Source organism: Micromonospora sp. NPDC005206 (genome assembly GCF_040608175.1).
In the GTDB taxonomy this organism is placed as follows: Bacteria; Actinomycetota; Actinomycetes; order Mycobacteriales; family Micromonosporaceae; genus Micromonospora.
Genome location: NZ_JBEXHU010000056.1, coordinates 1 through 8175, shown reverse-complemented (window position 1 = coordinate 8175; position 8175 = coordinate 1). Strand labels below are relative to the sequence as shown.

The following is an 8175-nucleotide window of genomic DNA, read 5'->3' as shown; positions in this document are numbered from 1 at the left end:
CCGCCCGAAGCGAACTGAACCTCGCAGCCGCCGCTTACAACATCCGCAAAATCCACACCGCAGCAGCCTGACGCGCCAGCCCCGGGGGCCAGCCCAGCCGACGGCGCGATCAAGCCAGCCTGCTCCGCCCAGCCATCGCCATTCTGCGACAGGCTCTTCGACGCCGAGATCCGCACCGTCGTGTGCTCCACCAACGCCATCGAGTCCGTCAACGCCCGGATCCGCCGAGCCGTGCGGGCCCGCGGACACTTCCCCAACGAGGCCGCCGCCCTCAAGTGCGTCTACCTCGCCGTGATGAGCCTGGACCCGACCGGGCAGGGCCGCCGGCGGTGGACCATGCGCTGGAAACCCGCCCTGAACGCCTTCGAGATGGCCTTCGAAGGACGCCTGTCCGCAGGTCGAAAGTAACCCTCAACAAGCCGGGTTACACCGTTCGTTTGACAGACCCGGGGCGGTTCCGGCGTCGGCGGTAATTCACTATGTCGTCGGTGTCAGGAGGGGCCAGACGGCTCGCAGAGTGAGGACGGTGCCGACGACAAGGACGAGGGTGGCGGTGACGATGGGTGTGAGGGTGGCGAGTCGGCCGGTCCAGCTTCCGATCCGCGGGGAGATGTTGCGATGCAGTCGTTGGTGTAGTCCGACTAGTAGGAGCCCGGCGAGGGTCAGGGTAGCGGCCATACCCAGGCCGTAGGCGAGGACCAGGACGACACCGAACCAGGTTCGGCCCAGTGCGACCGCGCCGAGCAGGACGATGAGCGCGGAGGGGCTGGGCACGATGCCGCCGGCAATGCCCACGCCGAGTAGGCCCGCCCTGCCACCGGCACGGTGATGGTGGTGGAGTCCATGGTGATGTTCGGGTCCATGGTGGTGGTCGTGACCGTGGCTGACACCGTGATAGTGATGGGACGCCGCGACGTCGGACTTGGCGGTGACCAGGGCATCGGGTGCAGGCCCCGCGAGGACGAGTGTTTGCCGCTGTGCGAGCTGGTGCTTCCTCCGCGCGGGGATCGCTGAGCGGAGCAGGCTCACGCCGATGCCGGTAATGAGTAGGCCGCTGAGGACGCCCAGCCAGCCGAGGAGGGATTCACCGGCCAGGGTCGACGCGGTGGTGAGCAGTAGACCTGCGGTCAGGACGCCGGCGGTGTGGGTGGCGGTGACAGTGGCGCCGACGGTGAAGGCGTCGCGGTAGGTGCCGCGCCGGCCAGCGATGTAGGCGGCCATGACCGTCTTGCCGTGCCCGGGCAACATCGCGTGGGCGCCGCCGAGCAGCAGCGCCAGGAGGGTCGCCAGTACGCCGGCCAGCGGCGTGAGCCGGTCCCTCCCGCTGATCCTGTTGAGTCGGTCGCCCAGGGCGGTCATCGACCGGGTGATCGGGCCGGCGCCGGGAATCACGACCTGGCGCTCTCCGCTGGATGCCGTGCCCGCGCCCAGAGTCTGGATCCGCGCCGAGCGGTGGCTGAGCGGTGACGACAGCGGGTCGTTGGGGTAGGTGCGTAGCTCGTCGGTGACGCTCGTTCTCGGCAGCGGTGAGTCGCGCAGTCCGATGCCGTGGCCGACGGCGGTGGCCTCGTGCCAGCCGACGCGGTCGGTTCGGAAGGTGTCATCGAAGCTGATCGTGGTAGCCCGCCGCAGGTCGGCTGCGGCGGTAAGGTGACATTCGGTGCGCCCGGTAACCAGGTTCGCCGCCCCGGGGCGGTAGGTGAGGTTGCTGGCTCGAACTGTCCACGTCAGGGCCCGCCCGGCTGCCTCGGTGTGTAGGGCGCCTGCCATCGCCGCGCAGGTGGTGGCAGCGTGGGCTGCCGCCTCGGCCGCTTCGATGCTGCCGTTAGCGTCCTGGTCGACCGCGGGTTTTTGCTGCGCGGTGGGTATCTCCGCCTCGTCGAGGACGGCCAGGTCCTCGATCCGGTCGGGATGCAACTGCAGACCGTGATAGTGATTGACGGAAAAGTTTCCCAGCGGGTGGGCGGCGGCCGGAATCGCCGGTGCCAGGGCAAACGCGACCACGATGAAGGTCACAATCGCCGCGCCGCTGGCCTTTCGGCGCCTCATCCGCCGCCACCGAGACTGACGAGCAGGCGACGCGCGATCGGCGCTTGCACGACGTCGAAGTGCGGGTTGATCCTCATCGCGAGGCTGAGGTCGTCGCGAGCCTGCTCCCGGTCGCCGAGGGCGTGCCGGATCACCGCGCGGTGGTAGTAGAAGGTGGCGTTTCGCCAGCCGAGGCGGGTGGCCTGCAGGGAGTAGTCCAACGCCTCGGCGTCACGTCCGTTGCGGTGCAGCGCCCACGCCAGGGCGTCAGCGGTCAGGACGGTGCGGCGGGTGGACCATTCCGCTTGTGCCTCGGTCAGCGCTTCGGCGGGTTGGCCGTGGTCGGCGAGGTAGGTCGCCTGGGTGAGGTGATCGGAGATGCCGTTGACGGCGGACAGTTGCCGGGCCGCGGCGACCAGGTCGTACTGCTGGCGTGCCTGGGCGGGTTTGCCGGCGGCGGTGAGGAGGTCACCGTACTCGATCAACAGTTCGGGCAACGGGAGCGCCTGCACGGCACGGGCGTAGTCGGCAAGGGCTTCGGCGCTCTGGCCGAGCGCGGCGCGCGCCTTACCGCGCCCCGCGTAGAGGTGCTGGTAGGTCGGATCGGCGGTAAGGCCGGCGTCGTATTCCCGCAGGGCTAACTGTGGGTCGCCGTTGTGGAACGCCAACTCGCCGAGATAGTAGCGGCAGAAGGCCCGGTCAGCGGGGCTGCTCGCCTGAGCCAGGGCACGGTTCAGCGCATCGCGGGCGGCCGCGACCAGCCCGCGCTGTTCGAAGTCGTACGAGGCGCGGGTGAACGCCGCGACCCCTGGTTCGACGTCCAGCATGCGCTGCAACTGGATGCGCGCGCCGTCGTAGTCGCCGAGTTCGGTGAGCGCGTCGACCAGCACGCCGTGGACGCTGCCGGAGTGGGGGTTGAGGGCCTCTGCGCGGCGTCCCCAGTCCCGGCCGGCGGTGAAGTCGTGGCGAGCGTTTGCCAACGCCGCCGTGCCGACCATCGCCTTCCAGTTCGTGGTGCTCTGCAACTCCAGCGAGCGCCGCAACGCGCCGTCGGCCTTCGAGTAGTACGACGGGTCACCGGTGATCCGACCCTGTTGCACATAGGCAGAGCCAAGTTCGGCCCACGTCGACCAGTCCTTCGGCACATCAACGAGCCGCCGCTGGGCCCTGGCGATGGCGGATTCCAGGGCGGCCGCACCCGCCTGCGGTCCGGTCCGTTCGGGCGGGGCCACGGTCGGGTTACGGCGCTGACCCGGCAGCTGATTCGTGACGATCGGGGTGCCGATCAACAGCACGACGCCGGCCAGCAGCAGCACCACGGGCAGGCGGGTGAGACCCCGGGACACGACGGACAGCCGACGCCGCAGACCGCTCATGAGCCACCGCCGACAAGGGCGGCGTAGGCGACGAGGTTGTCCCGGTAGCTGCCCGCCCGCCGGTCGAACACCCCGGTGCAGGTGATCAACCGCAGCTCCGCCCGGTCGCTGGGGGCGTAGACCGCACCAGCGGGAAACGTGTCCTTCGGATACTCGTCGAGCCGATACACCCGGAAGCTCAGGACCGACCCGGCGATGTCACGGACCTGAACCTCACTGCCCACCGCCAGGTCCCGCAGCCGGTAGAAGACTGCCGGCCCGGTGTGGGAGTCCACGTGACCGACAATCACCGCCGGTGGGCCTCCTTGCTCCCCCGGCATCGGTCCGCCCGCATACCAGCCGGCCATCTGATAGTCGTCGGGTGCGGGCAGCGCGCCGTCCGGTTGACGGGCCAGATCGACCAGGGGGGAACGCACCCCGATCGACGGAATCGACAGGTCCGCCGGCTGCGCGGGCGAGTCCGAGCCGCTATGGCCCGGACGCGGATCCAGCGGTGCAGCCGGCGCGCCCAGCGGCGCTGCGGCCGTCGCCCCGGGCGCTTCCGTCAACGGTCGCTCGAACGCCGACAGCGCGACGGTCATCAGCACGATGAGCCCTCCAACGATCACGAGCAGGGCGCTCGGGGATAGCCGCGGCGGCAGTGCGGCCAGCCGGACACCGCTGAGCAGACGTGTGGGATTCATGGAACGTTCTCCCGCCTCAGGTCGGCTGATGACGGTCCGGCCCCAAACGGGGTCGCCGACGGCTTCCGCCCGACCGGTCTTCGACGCCAGGGAGTGGCGCGGCCGACTGGCCGCGCCACACCCCTGGATCAACTGCTGACCGGGCGCGAGACGGTCAGCCGGTGACGGCGGCGGCTGACCAGCAGACCAGCGCCGAAGCAGGCCGCCGCGGCGATGCCGCCGGCGACCCTGACCCAGACGACGCCCGTCGAGGCGGTGCCGCCGGCGCCGCTGGGCACGCCGCCGGAGGGCATCCCGTCGGCGTCGATCTGGTTCACCGCCACGTTGCTGGGCAGCGCCAGATAGGGGAACGTGTTCCCGAACGGCACGTTGTTCGTGTTGACCTTGTCCCCGGCGGCGAGCGCGGGCACCAGCTGCCCGGTCTGCGCCGCGCCCTCGAAGGCCTGCAACTCGATGTCCAGCACGTCGTCGGTGAGCCGGCGTCCGTTCGGGAAGCCCTGCAGGTCACCGCCGAGCACACCCAGCCGGTTCGGGTTGGCCGTCACCGGCACGCTCATGTTCAGCCGCAACTCCTCCGCCGGCACGAACGCCTTGGCGTCCACGTCCGCGTTGAGGATCTGCGAGTTCAGATCCGCCTGGATCGGCGGCGTCGACCCGTCCAGAGTCGGCGCGTTCTTCGCGATGCCGGTCAGGAAGATCTCCGCGAGGTCGTTGCGCGGTGTGGCCGGCGCCGGAATGTTGTAGATCTGCTCAATCACCCGCGGCAGCTCCGGGTCGAGGACTCGGTCGATCAGTTTCTGGTTCTTGCTGTCGTCCGCCGGCGTGCTGGCGTTGAAGCCATCCTTCTGGTTAGCCGCCGGCACCAGCTCGTTGACCAGCGGGTTACCCAGCCGCGACACCTGCACTTGATCCCCGCCGGCCTGGGGATCCTTGACCTGCATCCCGGGCTGCGAGGTGGCGCTCCACACGCCGATCACCGGGTTGCGGGTGTCGTCAGCGTTGAGCGCCAGCGCCGACTTGGGCACCTGCAACGCGACGGTCTGCACGTTGTAGCCGGCCAGGGTGTCCTGTCTCCGCTCGGACAGATTCGCGCCGTAGATCAGGTCGAACACCCGCAAGTCAAGGAAGAACGGATCCTCGGCCTGGCCCGCGTACGTCTGACCGCCGCCCTCGACCGACGTCACCGCCTGCTGCCGCAGCCGTCCGTAGTCCGGCATCGACGCCGGCCCCACATTCGACGGCGCGACGATCCCGTCGCGCACCAGCACCCGCGACTGACCACCCTTGACCTCGCTGAGGGTGTAGGTCTGCTTGAACAGCAACGTCGGATCGTTCAGGTTGTTGACCACACCGTTGTTGTAGAGAAACGTGGTGCCATCGCGCTTGTCATCGTTGGCGAACACCCACCGATAAGTGACGTCCGCCCGGGCGTCACCGTTGTTGTCGATGTTGATGTCATACTGGGCGCCCGGCTTGAAAAAGTAGAAGTTCGGCCCCCCGTTGGGCTCCTGAAACGGCAGCCAGTTCGCGATCAGCGTGACCGTGTCATGCTTGTCGGGACTCACGAACGCATACACATCCGTGTTGTCCACCTGCGGATCACCCGCGATCAACGGCGCCTCCCGGTGACTCGACGCATCGGCCACCTCCGACACCAGCCCCGCGCCACCAGTACCGGCGACCAACGCCAGCGCCGCGGCGCCGGCATACCACGCCAAGGCACGCCGCCCCGGACTTGTGAATACCGCACCACGCACGTCCCCGCCCCCATCCCCCTGTGTGATCAAAAGGAACTTGACCAGCGCTTATCCCATCCTCGATTCAACAGGGGCCGACGGTGGACGGGAGGCGAAACCTAAAACCCCGGCAAGCACACGCACGTCGCTCGTCGCGGAACGGTTCGTCGCGGCGACGCCTCAGCCGCTGGGGAAGCGCACGGCCAGCACGCCATCACTGCGATGCCGGAGCTGGCGACGTCGATGACGACGATCCCAGTCGTGGTGCTCACCCAGACGCGAGAGTTCCCGCCGACACGTGTACGTGGCCACCACGCAACACGGCATGTGACGCGTTTGCCTCGGTACGCGTCACCACCGGCCAGGGGCGACGGTGTGGATCGGACCCACCGGCAAGGCAGGCGAGCTGCGCCAGCGGCGTCAACAGACGCCAGCGGCCCGACGGCAGGCCGAGATCGACCACGGCGACCCGGCGGGAGTGTGGATCTAACGGCACCTCTCTGTGTCAAGGCGTAGGGAGCAGAGAGGTCTCCGTGTCTTTGATCATGGCTCGGTAGACGACGTCGGCGAGGCGGCGTTTCAGGCAGCGCATGGCTTCTTTGTGGGTTTTGCCCGCGGCTCGTTTGCGCTGGTAGTAGTCCCGGCCCGGGGTCGCTCGTTTGATCTGGGCCATGGCCATGACATGCAGGGCGTAGTTCAGCTGCCGGTCGCCTGCGCGGGATAGGCGATGCCGTTGGATGTCACCGGATGACACTTCTATCGGCGCGACACCGCAGTACGAGGCGAACGCGGACTCCGACCGAAACCTGCTGACCGCACCGGCGCGGGCCAGGATCTTCGCAGCGACCACATCTCCGATGCCGTGCAGGTCGGTCAGGGTGGTGCCTGATGCTGCGACGGCGGCGGACAGGGTCGCTGTTGCCTCGGCGATACGCCGATCGAGGCGACGCACCTCGCTGAGCAGGTCCACGGCAACCTGGCGCACAGTGCGGGCAAGCACGGCCCGAGGGCGGATGCTGCGCAGCGCGGCGGCTGCGGTCTCGGCGGTCAGTCCGCGGGGCAGGCCGCCGGGGATGAGCTGGGCGAGTAGCGCATGCAGCCGGTTGATGGTCTGGGTTCGGGTGCGGACCAGGTCATCACGGTGTTCGGTAAGGCACCGCAGGGTGGCGATCGCTTCGTCGACGACAGCGGCATTGAGTCGAGTGGCGGTGTGCGCGGCGATTCCGACCGACAGGGCGTCGGCCTGGTCGGTTTTGCGGCCGTGCCCGGTCGAAAGCAGCCGGACGCGGCGGGCCAGCTTCGCGGGCACGTCGACCACGTCGATGTGCTCGGCAGTCAGTCTGGCGGTCAGCGCGGCGCCCAGGCCGGTGGCGCCTTCAACCGCCCAGGTCGCGTCTGGCCAGCGGCCGGCGAAGCGTCGCAGTTGTCGGTAGCCGTCGCGGTTGACCTCGACGCGAATCGCGGCGAGGGGCTGGAGTCGGTTATCGACCGCCACGGCGGTCCAGGACGCCTTGTGAGGATCGATCGCGATGACGACCGGGGCAGGTGCTGAGGGCGGGGCCGGGGGCACGGGCTTCTCCTTGCGGAACCGGATAGGGGGAGTCCGGCGAGGAGGGCAGACCAACTTCGGGCTAAACAGACCTCTCTCGAGCCACTCTCGCCGGCGGTTGTGGCCGGGGCGCAGGCCGTTCGAGGGCCAGCCCGTGGGCGGCAGGTGTTTCCCGAGCGACCCCGACCACAACCTCGAAGATCATGGCTGCAGACCCTGATCTCCGCCACCAATCCAACAAGTTGGTGTTTCCGGCCTGACCCGCTAGGCGTTGTGCCTGGTCAGGAGGGTGCCGTGATGACCGCGACACAGAACAACGGGACCGAACGGAAGAAGCGGTCTGAGCCGTCGGCGGAGGCGAAGGCTGCCGCCGAGCTGGTCCGGGCGGCCAAGGAACAGGGCCTGTCCCTGACGGGCCCGGACGGGCTGCTGAAGCAGTTGACCAAGACGGTCCTGGAGACCGCGCTCAACGAGGAGATGACTGAGCATCTCGGCTATGTCAGACACGAACCCGCCGGCGCCGGGTCGGGCAACATTCGCAACGGCACCCGCTCGAAGACGGTGCTGACCGACGCGTCAGGGTCGGTGCAGATTGACGTGCCGCGGGACCGGGCCGGCACGTTCGAACCGCAGATCGTGCGCAAGCGGCAGCGGCGCCTGTCGGAAGTCGACGAGGTCGTGTTGTCGCTGTATGCCAAGGGTTTGACGACCGGGGAGAGTGCGCCGTGAGGCGCTGTTGGATTGTGTGGAGGTGAGAGACCTTCTCCGTCGGGCCGTCGCAGCGGTCTGGCGAAGCTGGGGGC

The 8175-nt window shown here is 68.8% G+C and carries 6 protein-coding genes and 2 pseudogenes; 2 read left to right on the top strand and 6 right to left on the bottom strand.

Annotated elements, in window-relative coordinates:
- A partial coding sequence (locus ABZU69_RS36540) for a hypothetical protein (protein ID WP_354968787.1) occupies positions 1-191 on the bottom strand: 191 nt, incomplete at its 3' end.
- Here ABZU69_RS36540 and ABZU69_RS36535 point away from each other — a divergent pair.
- Positions 139-408, top strand: a pseudogene (locus ABZU69_RS36535) (transposase); the annotation flags it as partial. The gene ABZU69_RS36540 and the pseudogene ABZU69_RS36535 overlap by 53 nt on opposite strands.
- A gap of 69 nt (positions 409-477) precedes the next feature.
- On the opposite strand, the gene ABZU69_RS36530 reads toward ABZU69_RS36535, so the two are convergent.
- The 5 genes from ABZU69_RS36530 to ABZU69_RS36510 all read right to left on the bottom strand — a co-directional run bounded on the left by ABZU69_RS36530 (position 478) and on the right by ABZU69_RS36510 (position 7393).
- Positions 478-2049, bottom strand: coding sequence for a sulfite exporter TauE/SafE family protein (locus ABZU69_RS36530; protein WP_354968786.1), 1572 nt, complete (start codon positions 2047-2049; stop codon positions 478-480).
- Positions 2046-3404, bottom strand: coding sequence for a tetratricopeptide repeat protein (locus ABZU69_RS36525; RefSeq protein ID WP_354968785.1), 1359 nt, complete (start codon positions 3402-3404; stop codon positions 2046-2048). The genes ABZU69_RS36530 and ABZU69_RS36525 overlap by 4 nt, the downstream gene beginning before the upstream one ends.
- Complete coding sequence (locus ABZU69_RS36520) at positions 3401-4087, bottom strand: class F sortase (RefSeq protein ID WP_354968784.1); 687 nt, start codon at positions 4085-4087, stop codon at positions 3401-3403. Before ABZU69_RS36520 ends, ABZU69_RS36525 begins: the two co-directional genes overlap by 4 nt.
- Positions 4088-4215: 128 nt before the next feature.
- Positions 4216-5733, bottom strand: coding sequence for a DUF4331 domain-containing protein (locus ABZU69_RS36515; RefSeq protein ID WP_354968783.1), 1518 nt, complete (start codon positions 5731-5733; stop codon positions 4216-4218).
- Positions 5734-6328: 595 nt separating this feature from the next.
- Entirely contained in the window at positions 6329-7393 is a 1065-nt protein-coding gene (locus tag ABZU69_RS36510; RefSeq protein WP_354968782.1) for an IS110 family transposase, read from the bottom strand.
- Between the two features lie 276 nt (positions 7394-7669).
- Here ABZU69_RS36510 and ABZU69_RS36505 point away from each other — a divergent pair.
- Positions 7670-8089 (top strand): annotated as a pseudogene (locus ABZU69_RS36505) (transposase); the annotation flags it as partial.
- Between the last annotated feature and the right edge of the window lie 86 nt (positions 8090-8175).